This window comes from Nonlabens sp. MB-3u-79 (assembly GCF_002831625.1).
Lineage (GTDB): Bacteria > Bacteroidota > Bacteroidia > Flavobacteriales > Flavobacteriaceae > Nonlabens.
In genome coordinates this window covers 1,713,776-1,733,681 of sequence record NZ_CP025116.1, presented here as the reverse complement: position 1 = coordinate 1,733,681, position 19,906 = coordinate 1,713,776, and the positions used below count along the sequence as shown (strand labels likewise).

Below are 19,906 nucleotides of genomic sequence, written 5' to 3'. Positions count from 1 at the left end.
ATAGCACTGTCTTAAAAAAAATATGATAAATCTCAGACATTTATAAAAAGTAGGTTGCAATGGTAACCGTCGCGTTACCTAATAGTGTAGTTTAAACCAAGTCCAATCCATCAATTTACTTTAACAAAAAGAAATAAAACACAATGAATACCATTAAAAAAACCATATTATTTTTTTCATTATTGCTTGCATGTTCATTTCAACTTTTCGCTCAAAACGACATACAGCAGAACTATACCAAAGAGGAAATTCAAATTGAAATGCGAGATGGTGTAAAATTGTTTACTTCCGTCTATGCACCAAGAGACAAATCAATTTCGTATCCGATATTGATTATAAGAACGCCTTTTAATAGTGAACCAAACAAAGACAAAAATTCGAAATTTTTGAACTATTTCACACATCTAGTAAAAGAAAAATACATTCTAGTTCGTCAGGATGTGAGAGGTAAATATATGAGTGAAGGCGAATTTGTAGAAGTGCGACCATACAATCCAAATAAAAAAAAGAAAGAAACAGATGAGAACAGTGATGCGTATGACACCATTGATTGGTTGGTACATAATGTCGACAACAACAACGGTAATGTTGGTGTCTTTGGGATTTCCTATATGGGGTTTTATGCAACGATGACCCTACCTAATGCGCACCCGGCTCTAAAAGCAGTTTCCCCACAAGCGCCGGTCACCGATTGGTTTTTAGGAGATGATCGTCATCACAACGGTGCTTTTTTCCTGATGGATTCATTTCCAAAGTCTGCTGCTATGGGCATACCTAGAAATGGCCCCACAAGACTTAGCTCAAAAGTCCCATTTGATTATAAAAATAAAGACAATTATGCTTTTTATAAAGAGCTTGGCCCGATTAAAAATATGCAACAAAAACCTACGGTACAAACGAATAAATTCTGGTCTGACTTGATAAAGCACCCAAACTACGATTCGTTTTGGAAAGCACGAAATGTGCTTCCGCATCTTAAAAATGTTGCACCTGCCGTGCTGGTGGTTGGTGGTTGGTTTGATGCCGAAGATCTATACGGCCCACTAAAAACATATGAAGCCATAGAAACACAGAATAAAACGGTTGAAAACAGCCTTATTATGGGGCCTTGGTTTCACGGGCAATGGGTCTTAGATGAAGGTAAAAAACTCGGAAATATTAATTTTGAAAGCAACACTCGAGCATATTTTAGAGATGTTGAATTAAAGTTTTTTAATTACCATTTAAAAAATAAAGGGGAGATGGACCTTCCTGAGGCTTCCATATTTATTACAGGAGCAAATAAATGGAAAGCCTTTAATGCTTGGCCCCCCTTAAATATTGAGAAGAAAGAGTTATTTCTGGGCTGTGATGAAAAACTTTCTTTTAGCAAGCCAGCAGCCACTGCTTGTTATGATGAGTATGCAGTGGATCCCAATAAGCCTGTACCTTATGCCGAAGGCATCCACCTGAAAAGAACAAGAGAATATATGACCGACGACCAACGATTTGCAAGTCGAAGACCTGATGTTATGGTCTACCAAACAGCTATTTTAGAAGAAGACATCACTGTAGTGGGTGCTTTAAACGTCAATTTATTTGTGAGTACTACAGGGACAGATGCAGATTATGTTGTAAAAATGATTGACGTCTTTCCAAACGAATTAGAAAATGACGAACAAAATGACACGGACATTACCATGGCTGGCTATCAAATGTTAGTGAGAGGAGATGTAATGAGAGGTAAGTTTAGAAATAGTTTTGAAAATCCAGAGCCTTTTACACCGGGTCAAGTCACTGAAGTATCGTTTGAAATGCCGGCTACTGCGCACCAATTTAAAAAAGGACACCGAATAATGATTCAAGTTCAAAATTCCTGGTTCCCTTTGGTTGATATAAACCCACAATCGTTTGTAAATATTTATGAAGCGGATGAGAAAGATTTTATCAAAGCGACACATCGTATTTATCATGACGCAGAACATGCCTCTAAAATATCGATTCGTATTTTAAAAGAGTAACTGCAACTGCAGATATCTCGTCTTTAATTTATTAAGAAAGACAAATAAAAAAAAACTACCGTCAAGTACGAATAATAAATCATATTAAAAATAAAAAAAATGAATTCTTTAAAACCGTTACATTTTAAATTCACAGCAATATTATTACTCATTTGCTGTAGTTCCTTATTTGGTCAAAAATTAGCCCCAAAAGAAAGAATATTAGCCCCAGACCATACAATTACTTCTACCATAACTGGAAAAGACTATCAATTGTACCTTTCTTTTCCTAAAGATTATTCGACAAAAGACAGCATTTCTTATCCAATTTTATATGTTATGGACGGTCAAATTAACTTTTCTACAATTAGAGGAATGAGAACACTTTTTGACCTTGGACCCTTGATAGAAGATGTCATCATTGTCGGAATTGGTACTTCAAATTGGATAGTTAATAGATATCAAGACTTTACGCCATCTGTAAATACTTCTGAAGATGAAAAGAGGAAAGGAATGTTTAAATCTGGAGGAGCAGCTAAATTTCTTGAATCCATTAAAACCGAGATCACCCCATTCCTGGATAAAAATTACAAAACCAATGCTGACAGAGGGATTACAGGGCACTCCCTTGGAGGATTGTTTACCACTTATTGTTTGGTGAATTCTGATGGTTATTTTACCCGTTTTGGCATCAATAGTCCTTCGCTTTGGTGGGATAATGAAAAAGTATTAAACCAAGCCGTTACTCAATTCACTGAAAATAAAATTTGGGATTTACCACAAACTAAAGTCTTTATTTCAGTTGGAGATCAGGAAAGCAGTAGTATGGTACCAACAATGATGAAATTCAGCAAATATCTTGAGGATAGTAATTATGAGAATATAGACTTGAAGTGGAAAATATTTGATGAAGAAAATCATATATCTGTTTTTCCTGCTTCGCTCAATAAAACGATATATACGTTGTATGGTAAAAAATAAGCGTATAACAAGACCTTAAAGCCTCATAAAAATAGGAGACCACGAGATAGATTACTGCAGTGTGGCGGTGAAAGAATTCTTCGAGGTAGCAGTCAAAAAAAACAATTTAATAAATTACAGAAATATGAAAAACATAATACTAGCAAGCATCGTATTCTTAGCTTTTAGCCTGAATGCTGTGGGACAAAAAGCGACATTTGTAGACCATAAATTAGTACCAGACCACTCCATTGAATCTAAGATAAATAAAAGATCTTACGAATTATATGTCTCTCTTCCCAAAGGATATTCAGCAAAAGATTCGCTTTTATATCCTGTTTTATATTATTTAGATGGTGCGCTTCTGTATTACACCTTTCATGGTACCAGAATTGTTTTAGATTTGGACCGCGAAATTGAAAAGGTAATAATTGTTGGTATTGGTAGTAGTGAGACTGAAATAAGGAGTTGGTTTGACAACCGTCACACGGACTATAGCCCTTCTTACAGTAAAGAAACTGATTTGAAATATAATACAAAGACGAAGTCAGGTGGAGCCTCAAAATTTTTAGCCGTTCTTAAAAATGAAATTATTCCTTTTGTTGATGCGCATTATAAATCAAATGATAATCGTGGATTAGTGGGCTCTTCATTAGGGGGTCTATTTACTGCATATTGCCTTGTTAAAGAACCTAAATTATTTAATCGCTATGGAATAAACAGCCCTGCCTTATGGTGGCAAGACAAAGAAGTCTTAAAAATGGAAAAATCTTTTCCTAAGCAAAATTCTGAATTAAATATAAAGGTTTTTGCCTCCGTTGGAGCGCTTGACCCCGCAGTAGATATGGAAAAAAATATGATTGCGTTTTGCAAAAGTCTTAGAAGCAGTAACTATAAAGGATTAGAGGTAAGCTCGAAAGTGTTTGATGGTGAAACACATATGTCGGTAATTGCCGCTCAAGTAAGCCGAACATTAACATCTTTGTATGGCGTTAAAAAATAAAGTACACTGCATGCAACATCGCATATGGTAAATAAAGCATTCGGGAGTTTGCGAAAGGTGAATACTATTTGCAATTAAAAATACTTTCCTTAACAATATTGAATTAGAATAAATGCCTTGTCTAAATTTATTTCAGGGTACCACAAAAAGTTATTAAATTATAAAACTACATGAATATTTTAAAACCAACACAACTTGCAATAACTACAATGCTATTCCTCATTTTTAGTAACTCTTTGTTTAGTCAAAAATTAACCCCAAAAAACAGAAAAACGGAGCCAGACCACACCATATACTCCAAGATTATAGGAAGAGATTATCAGTTGTACATTTCTTTTCCTAAAAATTATTCGACAAAAGATACCATTACGTATCCCGTTTTGTATTCTTTGGATGGTATGTATACCTTTCCCGTAATCAAGGGAATAAGACCCTTTTTTGAAAGAGATACAGAAGACTTTATCCTTGTCGGGGTTAATGCTTCAAATTTTAAATATAGAAATGAAGACTATACGACCTCTATAGCTACTTTTGATGAAGAAAGAAATGAAAAACGCAATGCAACCAAAAGTGAATTTAAAACTGGAGGGGCAGCTAAATTTCTTGAATCTCTTAAAACCGAAATAATTCCATTCGTAGATAAGAATTACAAAACGAATGCTGACAGAGGTATTCGCGGAGCTTCACTTGGAGGCTTGTTTGTGGCTTATTGTTTGGTGAATTCTGATGGTTATTTTACTCGGTTTGGTATCAGTAGTCCATCATTTTGGTGGGACAATGAGAAATTATTAAATCAAGCTGTTGCGCAATTCACTGAAAATAAAACTTGGGATTTACCACAAACTAAAGTCTATATTTCTGTTGGAGGTCAGGAAGAAAAAACAATGGTACCAACGATGATGAAATTCAGCAAATATCTCGAGAATAGTAATTATAATACTATAAATTTAAAGTGGCAAATATTTGATGGCGAATCACATATATCTGTCCAGCCAGCGAATCTAAGAAAGACGGTATACACTTTGTATGGTAAAAAATAAGCGTATAACAAGACCTTAAGGCCTCATGAAAATAGGAGACCACGAGATAGATTACTGCAGTGTGGCGGTGAAAGAATTCTTCGACGCTACAGTCAAAAAAAACAATTTAATAAATTACAGAAATATGAAAAACACAGTACTAGCAAGCATCGTATTCTTAGCTTTTAGCCTGAATGCTGTGGGACAACAAGGGGCCTTTATAGAACATAAATTACTACCTACAGTTGATTTTTTGAAATCTCTAACACAGGCTCAAAGGAACAAAACGCAGATGCTCTTCAATGACAAATCTAGAATTCTCTGGCATTATTTACCTAGTTCAATGTTTCCTAGAGCAGGAATTCAACTGAATGAACTTGATTCCAATCAGAAGGCCAAATTGGACGAAATTCTTAAGACTTTTCTTTCAGAAACGGGATATAATAAAACGATCAAAATCATCGATTTAGAAAATATCCTTTTGGAAATCAGTGGAGATTCAATACGGAGAAATCCTGAAAAATATTCGGTAGCATTTTATGGAAATCCTGAAAAGGCCCCCTTATGGGCTTTCTCTTTTGAAGGACATCATGTTTCTCTGAATTTTACAATTAATAACGGAAAAGTTGAAAGTGCTCCCCGATTTTTAGGAGCGAATCCAGCAAGAATTCTTTTTGGCCCCAGAGAAGGTGAGCGCACTCTTCAAAAGGAAGAAGACCTAGGTTTTGAATTGATAAACTCATTATCCGAAGAACAAAGGAAAGTGGCACTATTTCAGGAGAAACCATTTTTTGACATTGTTACAGGGAAATCCACAAAAGTTGAGCCTCTAAGTCCCGTAGGAATTATGTATGGTCAGTTAACCAGGAATCAACAACTTATTTTTTTAAAACTTCTTGATGAGTATCTATCAACCGTGCCAGCTGAACAGGCCAAAAAGAGAATGAATAGTATTATGGATCAAGAAATAAATGAGGTAAGATTTGGATGGGCCGGAGCAACTTTGCTGGGTGAAGGTCACTATTATCGGATTCAGGGGAAGTCTTTTTTAATTGAGTTTGATAATGTCCAGGACGAAGCTAATCACATTCACACCGTGTGGAGAGATTTTGATGGAGATTTTGGTAGAAATATCATTAGAGAACATTATAAGAATTCGGATCATCACAAACATGAATAATAATGATGCCTAACAAAGTGTATAAGCCATACCCTTCGGGATACGTAACATACACGAACCATTATGTAACATGAATAAGAATCAATAGAATCATGAATATGAAATTTTACTGTTGCACATTATTACTATTGCTAAGCTCAATCCTTGTGGATGCACAAGTTATTGTCACAAAGGATGTAGATTATATGAATGATTCCGTTTATGATAATGGCAAGGATTTATTAGATATCTATATGCCACAAGGCAAAAAAAATGTACCTGTGATTGTGTATTTTCATGGAGGAGCTCTTTTAATGGGAGATAAAAGTTGGGGTGAGGATATAGGTAATAAAATTGCTGAGTCTGGAATCGGCTTAGTAAGTGTCAACTACAGATTGTCTCCAGAATTTCAACATCCAACACATGTAAATGATGCAGCAGCAGCAACTGCATGGGTAATTAAAAACATAGATGGCTATGGTGGCAATCCCCAAAAGGTCTACGTTGGCGGCCATTCCGCTGGAGCTTACCTCGCTGCACTCCTTGCAATTGATTCTGCTCTTCTACAGATTCATGAAATAGAAGATTCTAAGTTGGCTGGTGCGGTACTTATAAGTCCATTTCTTTACGTTGAAGAGACAGCTAAAGACCGCATCGAAAAGGATTCAATTTACCAGACAATTTGGGGTAATGACCCACAAAGTTGGATACAAGCCTCCGTAAAACCTCATATATTACCTAATCGAGACAATATCTTACTTATCTATGCTGACGGTGACGATGCCTGGAGAAAAGAACAGAACGAACGATTTGCTACAGCAATGACAGATGTAGGTAATGTTCACGTATTTACAAAAGAGGTACCAAATAGAACTCACGCGACACTACTCACAGCAATTCTAGATAATGATGATATGATTGTAAAACTGCTAAGTGACTTTGTAATGAAAGAATAATAAATAACACGTCACATAACCCGTATATAATTTATTGCTGGCTTCTTGCCTACTTACAAAAATCCTAGGGGGTTTTCTATTCGGTTGTTAATTTGCTAAATTAGGTGCTTAACCACGCAACGAAATCATACACAAACACGTTAGGTGTACGAGAAACAACCGAAAAACAATGCAGAAATTTTTTAACATAGTAATAATTATATTCTCAATCATACTAAGTTTATTCTCGTTGATTGCTTTTGTCTTTGTCCATTTAGAATTATTAAAACGGAATTTACAACTCGATTTAGAAGGCATTAATAATTACTTCACCGAAATAACCAACTTCAAAGAACTTTTCGGAGCAACTATAACTTTAATACTTGCATATTACGGATTGAAAAGATTAAAAACAGCCGAAAAATCAAATCGCGATAAAGTAAAAACTGATAGGTTTTCTGATTGGAAAAGTATAACCGAACTCAGAATGAATGAGGTAAGAGAAAAGAATAAAATTTTCGTAAGAGAATTTAGTCGTGTAAGATATAATTTATTCAATGATATTTATGACAAGAAAATGTCAATAAAGAGCAAAAAGGAATTAGATATAATTTACGATAAACATTTCAATGACATAACCAGAGTATTTGAGGAAAATAACGACGATTACGTTGGAATGGGCGGAATATATAGAACTGCTGATTCTACATACTTTTTTGATGATTTCTATTTCGTTTTTATTGGTTGCTTAGATAGTTCTTATGACGGAATGTATAACGATATAAAAGGCCGATATTTATTGAATTTAGACTCGAATAGATTAATTGGAATAGAATTGCACAACAGTGCTTATACGAGATATACAGGTATCGTATAAAGTACTATTGGCAACTTTGTATATAAAAAATAGAGCAAGTCACTGTAGGCACTAAGGCTTGAGCATTTTTGGAAAGTCGCCAAATTTTTAAATTTGACGATTTCCAATAAAAAAGATAAAAAGTAAAATTTAAAAATTCGGCTTGTGTTTAATCCGAAAAGTATCGCTTACAACTGCCTTACTTTTCATATATAAGACCGTTAGCCTTTATGATTAACCACCATTCATAAACATTGACCATGAAGAAAAAACGTACTTGGAAATTTTGGACAGGAAGAACCTTGCTGACATTAGTAATCCTTGGAGGATTATGGCTAACCAATCTTATATGGTTCAAACCTTTTAACATCAATCATTTTTATGAAAAGGTGTTCGTAGAACTTATATTAGACAGTCCTGAAATAACTACACAGTTGGGTATTCCTATTGTTTATGATTGGACTAAAGATGAACTTGATGATATTTCTGATACTAAGAAATGGGAAAAATTCAATCAGGCAAAAGAAAATTACGAAACCTTGTTGAGTTACGATTTTGATAGTCAATCGCCAGAAAAACAACTCAATACTAAAATATTGAAATATTACATGGAGGTAGGATACTACCTAGATATTGGTTTGCAGGGAGAGCAATTCCTTTATCATGACTATCCTGTAAAACAAGTGGATGGGTTACAGAGTCAGTTACCAAGTTTACTAGAAAGCTACCACAAGCTTAAAAGTAAAAGTGATATAGAAGCATACATCTCCAGGCTATCAAAATTTGACACCAAGTTTTCTCAGCTCATAGAATCCCTTAAAATAAGAGAATCAAAAGGCATCATCGCACCAAAATTCATTAATGCCATAGTGCTTGATGAAATGAGGGTTTTTATTGGGCAGCAAAAAGACAGTTTAGCCAATAGTAAGGTGGATATATCCTCAGCAGTGACTTCCAATATCCTTTATGTCAATTTTGAAACTAAAGTGGATGCGATAGCTGATATTTCTCAAGAGCAAAAGGCAGCTTATAAAAGACAGGTAGAAGAGGCTATTGAACAAACAGTGTTTCCTGCCTACCAGAGCTTAATTGATTTTATGGAAAAGCTAAATCTTAGCGCAACTGACGATGCCGGTGCTTGGAAACTTCCTGATGGCGATAAATACTATCGCTTCATGTTGAAAGTAAATACCTCCACTGACCTTAACCCTGAAGAATTGTATAATCTTGGACTTTCTGAAGTCGCTAGAATCAAAGAGGAAATGAATACAATCCTAGAAGCCGAAGGCTATGCAGACTCTACTAAAACAATTGGGGAGATTGTTCAAAAACTGAATAAAGAAGAACGTTTCTTATATCCTGATAATGATGCTGGTCGCGAGATGATTATTGCAGAATATAACAGCATATTAGAGGAAGTAAAGGAAGGTCTTGGAGAAGCTTTTGACATGACCCCAAAAGCAGGCTTAGAAGTGAAGCGAGTGCCTCCATTCAAAGAAGAAGGTACACCATTAGCTTACTATGAAGGACCTACCCTCGATGGCTCAAAAGGAGGTGTGTTCTTTACTAATTTAAGGAGCCCAAAGGATATTGTTAAATTCGGTATGAAAACCTTAGCTTACCATGAAGGCATTCCCGGTCACCATTTTCAAACAGCTATTCAAAATGAATTAAAAGGTTTACCAACTTTTAGAACCGTTATTCCTTTTATAGCTTATATGGAAGGTTGGGCGCTATATACCGAACAATTAGCCTGGGAACTGGGCTTCTATGAAAACGACCCATTTGGTAATTTAGGAAGGCTGCAAGCTGAAATGTTCAGGGCCGTTCGCTTAGTAGTGGATGTTGGAATGCATTATAAAAGATGGACGCGGGAAGAAGCCATTGGTTTCATGATTGCTAATACAGGAATACCAACCAATGAAGTCATTTCCGAGATTAACCGGTATGTTGTAACACCAGGTCAAGCCTGCGCTTATAAGGTAGGCATGATGAAAATCTTGGAACTAAGAGAAAAAGCAAAACAAGAGCTTGGAAGTCGGTTTGATTTGAAGGAGTTTCACAATGCAGTTTTACAAAATGGCGCTGTTCCTTTAGATATTTTAGAGGAGTTAATTAATGACTATATCAAAGTCACTTTAGAGAGTGGGAATAGTTAAAGACTAAAGCAATAGCGAAATGAACAAAACAAAGGCTAACAACACCTAAGAAAATATGCGGGATTTCCGCAAAAATGAAGATGATTACTTTCAATATAATTTACGATGCAAAGGCCATTCACGTGTTCCAAAAACCGCACGTTTCTTAGCCTAACGTTAGCAAACATTTAAAACATACTTAATGAACACAAAATCGATAATAATATAGTCTTTATTTTTATTCCTTTTTTATTCTTACCCAGCTTCTCCGCAAAACAAAATTCAGATTAACATTGACGCTTTAGAATATTTTAATTCATAATGGAGTGACAAGGATCTTATAGAAGATAAAGCTGGAGATTTGGTTTACAATGAGTAGTCAAATTCGCTATTGTATTCGACCACTACATTAATGTATGAAGATCCAACTCTTCAAAAAGAAATTTTATTTAGATCATTTGTATCATTTCAAATACCTCTTAATGATATAATTAAAATTGAAGAGTTAATCTATCAGACAGATGACCTTATAATTTTACAATATGAATTTCATCTCAGTCAAGGAGTAGAAAGCCTTGTGGAAATGAAAAAGATCTTGATGCTAAAGAATTGGTCAAGGTCAAGGAAATTGTAAGAGATGTATTGAAGAGTTTTTATTTAGAGACGAAGTCCATGAATTGATATTTATGAGTTGTTCTGTTGTATAAATGTGTTACTATGACCAATAGTAAAGCATTGTTAAAAAACAAAATTACAACAAGGCTGCAACAAACGCTAACAAGTGGATGTTGCAGTCTTGTTGTTTGTATATTTAGACATAAGCTTAATGTTGACGCACTATGTCAGTAAGTTTACAACATACAACATACAACAGAAATCAGGTTAGTTTAAAAATGCAATTTTAAAGCGCTATTGCAACCTAGTGTTAAACCTCATATTAATAAGTCTTACCAATGGCTTGTACCGCTTTCCCCTTTGAAAGGTCCAGTCAAGTCAGGTGTGATCCAACCAGCATAAAACTCTCCAGGTTGCGATTTTACTTGAATTCCATTTACAAAGCATTCTAAGTGTTGAGGATAGAAAGCAAAGTAGTCTTTTAACTCAGAAAATTCTTGAAACGGATTTGCATAGGACCAAGCGACAGGCCGATTCTTGTTCTCCTTTAATGCCCAATAATTAGCTTCACCCTTCCACTCGCATAAAGAGCTTTTTCCAGATATTTGTGATAGCATATGCAGCTCTACATCCTCACGTGGGACGTAATACGTAGGTGGGCTCGCTGTCTCTAAAACTGCGCAAGCATTCTGAGTATCTGCAATGGTTTCACCTTTGTATTTCACAAGTAAAGTTTCAGTCACTTTTTCAATTACAGGTGGACGCGGAAAGTCCCAAACAGAACGCTGACCTTCCTTTGGTTCAATAGCAAAAGGTGGTCTTTTACTACCTCTATTGCTCCAGCCATCACGACCTTTTTGTAACCAGTCTTGATTTTTGTTCATAGTCGTTTGATTTTAGTATTAAAGTGGTAGTTAAGTTATCTAAAAATTCAAAAGGATATTTTAGAAATTTCAAGTTAAAGAATATGTTTCAGTACCTATCGGAAAATAATGGAAATATAATTAAAGCATCTTGTTTCTTACGAATACATTTAATTTCTGTAGTATCCTAGATTAGCTTCTTACCGTTTATTATACCAATAGTTATGAATGATAGGATATCCGATGAATTTATAAAACGAATAGTTCCATACAAAAAATAACAAACCTTAAGAGTTATTTAAGCCGGTATTCCTGAATAACAATGCTGAAACGATCCCGTTAATGTAATTGTTACAAAATTATTGCTTTTATGTTTAATAAGTAGATTGGTGTTGACAAGCTATTAAAATTAATTCCCCGCATAATTATTTTCAACGTGATATAGTAAAAAGGTGTTTTGATAGCCTTTGAATATATCATTGAAACACAATTTTATCTAACTTTTAATTCTTAACGAAATATTGTTTTTTATGTAATCTTTCTAAGGAATAGTCTCATTTACATTGAAATACGTAGAAAATTACAGACACAAGTTTTTCATGTTGATTTAGATAAAGACATCAAGGAATGAGGAAACCCGTAACCTAAATGAAATGAATAGTATTTTATTTGTTGATCCAATGACCTGTTCACAACTCTACCATCAACAAAACAGGTATAGAAAACTTTAGCTAATATCAAGAATGTTTCTTCCTTGTAACAACAAATTGGAAAGGCTCCTATTATCGAAAAGTTAACCATATCCAAATCAGATAGTAGGATATGTATTACATTAGTGTGTATATAACGAGTTGTGTGTAATGCAAAATAAACATTTGAACTTATATTAATTGAAGAACAGAATTTATAATTTAGGAAAAAAAGCTCTAACAATCTGGGGCGGAATATCTTTAATTGGAATAATTCTGATATTGGGGTACCTCGCCTATTCAACCACAATCGGAAATAAAACGGTTGAAAATAAAGCCACAAAATCTGATGTGAGATTTGTACTGAATTGGTGCAGACTTGGAGACGAAAGAATTGAAAAAGTAACGAATAGTTATGAATCCGGACGCTCATTTACTGGCGACTTTTTAGACGCTTATGCGATTGACATATCGAAAGTCACTCGCGAAGAATTGAAAAATAAAAAAGGTTTTTATCGTTTAGATAGTTTACCCAAAGTTTTGAAAGATGCAGTTGAAATGACAAGTGGATGGGAACACGAAATACCGTGGTTTCCTAAATTAGAAGATTTAAAAAAGGAAGAAGTTTATGTTTATCCATGGAGTATCTATTGCAATGGAGTTACACCGACTGGAGCAGAACTAATTTATGTAGTGCCGAAAAACAAAAAAGTATATTATATAGGAACAAAAATGTGACGAAAGCACTACACACAACACCGTATATAGCTCATAGCTAATTAGTTGTTTAATCGAAGTTATGGCATATTTGGAAGTCCGCCAAATTTTTTAATTTGGCTTATTGAGAAAAAAAAGTGATAATAAAATTTAAAAATTCGGCTTGTGTTTCATCCGAAAAGTAATTTACACGCTAAGAGCCATATACATCACCGTTAATAATGCTTATGCTCTAAAACGCTTATCTCAGATGCTGCTAGTTTTTCAACACTACATCTCAAAAAAGCAGTCTGTAAATTGGCTTTCCATTTTTCAGGTTAATAATACGATAAGAAAGGGGTTGTTGATGTACGGTAATCCGTAAGGGAGTTGTTTTTAAATAAAGGATGCAACTAATCCCATCCATCCACAGTAAAAAAGGCTCCAATCTGACATTTTTGAACTTTTTTATGGCTTTTTACCTTTTTACGCACACGATTTAGTTGAAAAGCAACTAAAATTGAATGTTAAATTTTTATCTTGTTTTTTAAGAAAATGCTAATTTATCATCAGGCTTCTTTAGAAATAATTAAAATTTAAACCTACTGACTATCAATCTAATAAATATTTACATTTATCCTAACATTCTGTTTTTCAAATAGTTGTTTTTATTTATTTTTCTTTATTTTTATTTCAGAATTTAAAAAAAATCAATTATGGCCCTCAAGAAACAATTTTTAAAAAGCAAACCGGTCTGTAAGGTAACATTTATGCTACCTGTTGAAGAGGCAACAAATGTTGCTGTTGTAGGAAGTTTTAACAACTGGAATGATCAAGCAACTCCTCTTAAAAAATTAAAAAATGGAAGCTTTAAAACAACCGTTGACTTAGAAACTTCTAATTCTTATGAATTTAAATACCTCGTGGATGGTGCTTATTTAAATGAAGAAGAAGCAGATTCTTATGCATGGAATGACTATGCTGGAGGTGAAAATAGCGTGATAAGGCTATAAAAAATAAACCCCTCTAGTCTTTCAAGACACCTCCTCTGCATCCTATATAATTTTTAGAATAGGATATGATACCTCTTATAGGTTATAGGTTTTGTGTGGGTACCGCTTTCGCGAAAGCGAGAAGAATACTAACCCATAAAACACTACTAGTAACTGTCTAGTGTTTAAATTCTAAGATGGAAAATGAGTCGTCAAAAAACCGCTTTACCTTCTGAGATCAAGCGGCTTTTTAAAGCGTTAGAAAACTTACTTTTTGATAAGCTTTATAGTTTGAGAAAAATCATCAGACTCTAATTTTAGGAAGTAAGCACTGGCACTATTATAAATAGTGGAGGAAGCGCTAGCCAAAAAGGTTTTGCACAAGGTTCAGTTTTTGCTGTATCAAAGTTTGCAGTTAGAGCAATGACGCAATCTTGGCAGGCTGAATTACGAAAATATAATAGTCGCGTAACTTTAGTAAACCCAAGTGAAGTTACAACTGCATTTAGGTATCGATCACGAGAAAATCGTGAAGACCATAAAGAACAATTTAACAAGCTAGGACCAGAAGATATTGCACATACTATTATATCGATTGTAGAAATGCGCAACAAAGGCTTTATTCCCGAGCTAACGGTATGGACAACAAACCCTTTTGAATAAACGTACCCATTTTTATATGCTAAAAAATAATACCGAAAAATCAAATAAATTATAATTGCTAAAAATGAAGGAACGGTTGAAACACCTCCTCCACCGCCACCTCCTGTAGATAATTATAAAGATTAATCCTACATTTTAAATTTAGGTAGTATTTTAGAGACATGAAAGCAACCTTAACTTCATTCCTCTTTTTTTGTCTTTTATCTTTTTTGAGCTCTACATCAAATGCTCAAGAAACCGATAGTTTATCTTATTACTCCAACAAAATTAGCAACCCGTTAAAATCTAATGACCTGGCTAAAGCTTATCAATTCTTTACACAGCTTAAGATAGATAATTCTAAAAAAAAAGAAGATAGAACTAGGTACATTTATGCTATTCAAAATCTGGCACGTATACAAATGCGATTGGGCTATACCTCTGAAAGTGAGCTCTTACATCTAGAATGCATAGATCTCTTAGCTGAGCTTGAAAATAAAACCGCCTGGACTGAGATTTGTTACACCACTTCCATTGGTGAGTTGGCCAAAATTTATAGGGAAAGGAAGGATTATTCACAATCATTAGCTCTTTATGATGAAGCCTTAACCACAGCCAGCTTACCTGCTGATAGAGCGGTCCTATTGAATAACAAGGGATACGTCTACGAATTCAAAAACGAACTAGAAACCGCTTTATCTTTTTATAAAGCCGCCTATAACAAAGCCTTAGAAAGTGCTAATACGGTAGAGATTGCAAGAACATTGAGTAATTTGAGTTTTATTGAATCTCAACTCCACATACCCAACGCAGAAAAAGGCATGTTAGAGGCATTAGACTTAAGATTAAAAGATCAATACCCCAATGGAATGATATCCAGTTACAACCACTTGACTCGTTTTTATAAAGATGCCAAAGACAGCTTAAATATGAAAAAATATTCTGATAAGTTTCTTGAAACAGCCCGTATAACCAAATTTCCTGAGCATTTACAAAGCGCTCTACGATTAAAAGTAGAAACTGGAGAAACTGAATACGCTTTATCCTACATCAGGCTAAATGACAGTCTCAACAACATGGAAGAGGAGCAACGCAATAACTTTAATTATTACGTTTATCAATACGATAAAAAAGAAAAAGACCTTAAAAATAGTCAACTCGACAATGAGCGACTGCTTTACCTCTTGTTATTTATTGCTTTGGCATCCCTATCTATTTATTTTATTTTATCCTATCAACACAAAAAAGAAAAACTACAGGAAGTCTATAATACAGAAACGCGCATCTCTAGAAAGATTCATGACGAGGTTGCAAATGATGTTTATCATGTAATGACTCAACTACAGACAGGTTCCAATAGCAATATAGAATTATTAGACCATCTAGAAAACATCTATAAGAGAACCAGAGATATTTCAAAACAAAACAGTTCTATAGATCTCCATATTCCGTATACAGAGCTGCTTAGTGATCTTTTATTGAGTTATAAAAATGAAAATGTAACTGTCATCACAAAAGGACTTCAACTCATGGATTGGAAAAACTTGAAGGATATTCAAAAACCTGCTATTTATAGAGTGTTACAAGAACTCTTAACCAACATGAGAAAACACAGCGAGGCTAGTTTTGTGTTCATCAACTTTAGCTCCACTGGAAATTCCATTAGCATCAACTATAAAGATAATGGTGTAGGAGCCCAACTTATAAAAGGAAATGGCCTTCAAAATATGGAGAACCGCGTGCATTCTATTAACGGCAGCATTACTTTTGAATCCGAAATAGGAAATGGTTTTAAAGCAATAATTAGGATTTAAAAGGTGCTTAAAAAAGTGTTGATATGAGATAATTAATGCGGTATCAAAAAAGCTTGTGTCGTATTTTGTTCTATAATTTCAACATCCCTCAGTTCTTAAAATTCTAAATGAAGTACTTCTCCTGTAGCAGCGTCCTGTAAATCCTCCTATCGTACTCCATCCAAAAAGAACGATCCAACAGAGCACAGCAAACAGAGTACTGACGCTAACTTATATATCAATAGAGGTGATGCGACACAAACTACTATCTGAATTAGCAAAAACTAGCTCCATACCCACAACTAAAAAGTTAGAGTGCTCTCGCTCCGACGCTACAAAAAACACCCTTAGGTTTCCAAAATAGAAAGACACAAGGGTTTATTAAGGGATGTTTTTAATGTTGATTTAAGTACATATAGCGCTGTTCTAAAACATAAGTTGTAGCAAAATTAGTGAACAGATGGACTAGAAAAAACTGCGATGATGAAGTGTACCTCTAGCTGTAATTTGATCCATCACTACGATATATAGTATGGTCGTTAAGGCATCATAAATGAATAGGAATTGTAAAAACAGGTGTATATGCATTAAATTATTGTGTGTATGTGCTACTTTAGTGCTTGTGCAACTCATTTAGCTGCACGTATTTGCGAAAAAGCTTTTAGTCCAATACCATCACCCAGATCAGGAGAAACTAAAAATGAAAAACGAAAATGAAAATAACTCCTATCCCATTAAATTTCCTCACGCTGAGGATATAGAAAAAATTGCTCAACTTCTTCAGGCAAATCAACAGAGTGGACTAACAGAGCAACAGGTACAAAAAGGAATTAAAGACTATGGTTGGAATAGCTATAAAGCACAAAAACAACAAAGCATCTTTTTAATTCTTCTTGCTCAATTCAAAAGCCCCATCGTTTTATTACTAGTAGTAGCTGCTACCCTTTCCTTTTCTTTTCAACATTGGTTGGAGGGATTTTCAATTATTGCCGTACTATTTATTACAGCAGCCCTAGGTTTTTTGATGGAATTACAGGCACGCAGATCCATGAGTGCATTAAAACAGATGGATGTTAGTGTTTCCAAAGTAATAAGAGATCACTGGGTAGTCGAAGTCCCCTCCGAAAGGATAGTACCCGGCGATATAGTGCTCTTAGAAGCCGGAGATATGGTACCTGCTGATGGTCGCTTATTTGAACTTCATCAACTCGAAGCAGACGAATCAGCGCTGACCGGCGAATCTTTGCCCGTAACCAAAAGGCTGGAATCACTTATAAAAAATACTCCTCTAGCCGAACAGTCCAACATGGTTTTTAAGGGCACCGCCATTGTAAATGGCAATGCTAAGGTTCTAGTAACGGGTACAGGGATGCACACAGAATTGGGTAAAATTACGTCTCTGGTAGAAGCTGCAGAGCAAAGTAGTACCCCTCTCGAAAAAAAGCTACAGGGTCTTACAAAAAAGCTGATTTGGATTACAAGTGCGTTGGCGTTAATTTTTATTGCTACAGGGGCTCTACAAGGTAAAGACATCTACCTTATTGTTGAAACAGCATTAGCACTAGCTGTGGCAGCAATTCCCGAAGGATTGCCTATAGTAGCTACCATTGCATTAACCTATGGAATGCTGCGTATGGCTAAAAAAAATGTGTTGATAAAAAGGCTAGCAGCAGTGGAGACCCTCGGAGGGATCAATACCATTTTTACGGATAAAACGGGAACCCTAACTGAAAATAAAATTGAAGTCAGCAACATATACATTTTTGATGAGTACATCGCTGTGGAGAAAAATAAAATAAGCACTGAAAACAATAGAGTGATTATGGACCAACTGCTGCTGATCTCCACCCTGTGTAACAATGCGGTGATCCGTGAAAAAGGAACTAATGAAAAAGAACTAGGTGACCCTATAGAAATTGCGTTGTTGCAATTTGTAGCTGATAACCATATCGATTCTGATAAAATTAATCAACAATATCCCCGTATATCAGAGGAAGCATTTAGCTCTGAAACTAAAGTGATGGGAACCTTACATAAAAACGGCAGTACCAACTTTGTAGCCGCTAAGGGAGCGGTGGAAGTACTCATAGAAAAGTGCACTACTTACAGTAAGGGAGATACCATAGAAATATTAACGAAAAAGGAGAAGGAACTATTTTTACAGAAAGCAGAAGAAATACAAGCACAAGGCACCCGAGTACTTGCTTTTGCTTTTAAGGAAGCTACTGGTATCTCAACTGATAAGTTCTTACAAGATTTAACTTTTTCCGGTTTTATCGGGTTTTTAGATCCTCCAAGAATGGATGTGATAGGTGCGTTACAATCTTGCAGAGAAGCAGGCATAAGAGTAATAATGATTACGGGCGACCATCCCGCCACTGCTCTTCATATCGCTGAAAAGATAAAATTATCTGATAAAGAAAATATCGTTATTACTGGCAAGGAATTGGAAAGCAATCCACCCGAAAAGTTATTATTTGCCGCCACTATATTTGCAAGAGTAGACCCCAAACAGAAGTTAGATATGGTGAGCCTTTACCAAAAAAAAGGGGATATTGTCGCCATGACTGGTGACGGTATAAATGATGCTCCGGCGCTAAAAAAAGCAGATATCGGAATTGCAATGGGGTTGAGAGGTACACAGGTAGCAAAAGAAACAGCTGAGATGGTACTGAAAGACGATTCTTTTATTTCTATTGTCTCGGCCATTGAGCAAGGCAGGGCCATCTTTCAAAATATTAAAAGGTTTTTAGTGTATTTGCTCTCCTGTAATTTGTCCGAAATTTTTATCGTTTTTGGCTATGGCTTGTTCAATTTCTCCTTCTCCATTCTTCCTATGCAGATTCTGTTTCTCAACTTAGTAACCGATATTTTTCCGGCATTGGCATTGGGAATGGGAAAAGGCAATGAGTTAACCATGAAAAATGGTCCACGTAATCCAGCAGAAGCCATTGTTGTCAAAAAGGATTGGATCAGTATCATCGTTTATGCCCTCTTAATGGCATTGCCTATTATGATAGTAAGCTGGTATTGTAGTTCTTACCTCCAATACGAGCCAGAAGTTTGTAATAACATTACCTTCTTTAGTCTCGCATTAGCACAATTGTGGCATGTGTTCAATTTATCTTCAAATAAAATATCATTTATAAAAAATGAGATTACCTGCAATGCTTTTGTGTGGTACGCATTGCTGCTTTGTATCATCATTATAGCTGTTTTTTACAACCTAGCCCCATTAAATGAAATACTTGGTCTTAGAATGATTGATCCAACTGTTTGGTTGATCATAATAGGGACAAGTTTCTCCCCTGTTCTATTGATACAGTTATTAAAAAGAGTCGTTAAAATCATTGATTAAACTGAAAAAGAGAAGGAAAGTAACTGTTGAAAGGTCGGCTTTAGAAACACCAAATAAAGACTATGTGCCAACGGCTAAAAAAGAACTGGTTCGAGAAAAATATTTCTATAAAATCTGGAATGCTTCAATTAAATGAACCACAAGATTACTTCTAATTTCTAAAATATCCTACTTGCATAATTCTAATAGGCGACACTTTCATGTAGTTA

Annotated in this window: 14 protein-coding genes; 13 read left to right on the top strand and 1 reads right to left on the bottom strand. The window is 35.1% G+C overall.

The features are described 5' to 3' along the window. Window positions 1-143 precede the first annotated feature (143 nt). From CW736_RS07705 to CW736_RS07670, 8 genes are all read left to right on the top strand, one after another. Window positions 144-2,000, top strand: coding sequence for a CocE/NonD family hydrolase (locus CW736_RS07705; RefSeq protein ID WP_101013408.1), 1,857 nt, complete (start codon window positions 144-146; stop codon window positions 1,998-2,000). A gap of 99 nt (window positions 2,001-2,099) precedes the next feature. After that, window positions 2,100-2,960, top strand: coding sequence for an alpha/beta hydrolase (locus CW736_RS07700; protein ID WP_101013407.1), 861 nt, complete (start codon window positions 2,100-2,102; stop codon window positions 2,958-2,960). 124 nt (window positions 2,961-3,084) lie between these two features. Further along, window positions 3,085-3,942, top strand: a complete 858-nt coding sequence (locus tag CW736_RS07695; RefSeq protein ID WP_101013406.1) for an alpha/beta hydrolase — start codon at window positions 3,085-3,087, stop codon at window positions 3,940-3,942. 170 nt (window positions 3,943-4,112) lie between these two features. Then, a complete protein-coding gene (locus tag CW736_RS07690; protein WP_101013405.1) occupies window positions 4,113-4,982 on the top strand; it encodes an alpha/beta hydrolase in 870 nt (289 codons plus the stop codon). Window positions 4,983-5,106: 124 nt separating this feature from the next. Then, window positions 5,107-6,141 (top strand): DUF3500 domain-containing protein, encoded by a 1,035-nt coding sequence (locus tag CW736_RS07685; protein ID WP_157810904.1) that lies wholly within the window; start codon window positions 5,107-5,109, stop codon window positions 6,139-6,141. A 146-nt stretch (window positions 6,142-6,287) separates the two neighbouring features. Then, window positions 6,288-7,076 carry an alpha/beta hydrolase gene (locus tag CW736_RS07680; RefSeq protein ID WP_157810903.1) on the top strand — a complete coding sequence of 263 codons (789 nt, stop codon included), beginning with the start codon at window positions 6,288-6,290 and terminating at the stop codon, window positions 7,074-7,076. A 169-nt stretch (window positions 7,077-7,245) separates the two neighbouring features. Further along, complete coding sequence (locus tag CW736_RS07675; protein ID WP_101013402.1) at window positions 7,246-7,932, top strand: hypothetical protein; 687 nt, start codon at window positions 7,246-7,248, stop codon at window positions 7,930-7,932. A 239-nt stretch (window positions 7,933-8,171) separates the two neighbouring features. Further along, complete coding sequence (locus tag CW736_RS07670; protein ID WP_101013401.1) at window positions 8,172-10,070, top strand: DUF885 domain-containing protein; 1,899 nt, start codon at window positions 8,172-8,174, stop codon at window positions 10,068-10,070. A 926-nt stretch (window positions 10,071-10,996) separates the two neighbouring features. On the opposite strand, the gene CW736_RS07660 is transcribed toward CW736_RS07670, so the two are convergent. Beyond that, a complete protein-coding gene (locus CW736_RS07660; protein ID WP_101013399.1) occupies window positions 10,997-11,548 on the bottom strand; it encodes a DUF427 domain-containing protein in 552 nt (183 codons plus the stop codon). 869 nt (window positions 11,549-12,417) lie between these two features. Here CW736_RS07660 and CW736_RS07655 point away from each other — a divergent pair. The 5 genes from CW736_RS07655 (at window position 12,418) to CW736_RS07635 (ending at window position 19,697) form a co-directional block, all read left to right on the top strand. After that, window positions 12,418-12,954, top strand: a complete 537-nt coding sequence (locus tag CW736_RS07655) for a hypothetical protein (protein WP_101013398.1) — start codon at window positions 12,418-12,420, stop codon at window positions 12,952-12,954. Between the two features lie 674 nt (window positions 12,955-13,628). Beyond that, window positions 13,629-13,925, top strand: coding sequence for an isoamylase early set domain-containing protein (locus tag CW736_RS07650; protein WP_101013397.1), 297 nt, complete (start codon window positions 13,629-13,631; stop codon window positions 13,923-13,925). A 318-nt stretch (window positions 13,926-14,243) separates the two neighbouring features. After that, window positions 14,244-14,567 carry an SDR family NAD(P)-dependent oxidoreductase gene (locus CW736_RS07645; protein ID WP_101013396.1) on the top strand — a complete coding sequence of 108 codons (324 nt, stop codon included), beginning with the start codon at window positions 14,244-14,246 and terminating at the stop codon, window positions 14,565-14,567. A gap of 161 nt (window positions 14,568-14,728) precedes the next feature. Next, a complete protein-coding gene (locus CW736_RS07640; RefSeq protein WP_101013395.1) occupies window positions 14,729-16,360 on the top strand; it encodes a tetratricopeptide repeat-containing sensor histidine kinase in 1,632 nt (543 codons plus the stop codon). A 679-nt stretch (window positions 16,361-17,039) separates the two neighbouring features. Beyond that, window positions 17,040-19,697: a cation-translocating P-type ATPase gene (locus CW736_RS07635; protein ID WP_101013394.1), complete on the top strand. Its 2,658-nt coding sequence runs from the start codon at window positions 17,040-17,042 to the stop codon at window positions 19,695-19,697. Window positions 19,698-19,906: the final 209 nt, after the last annotated feature.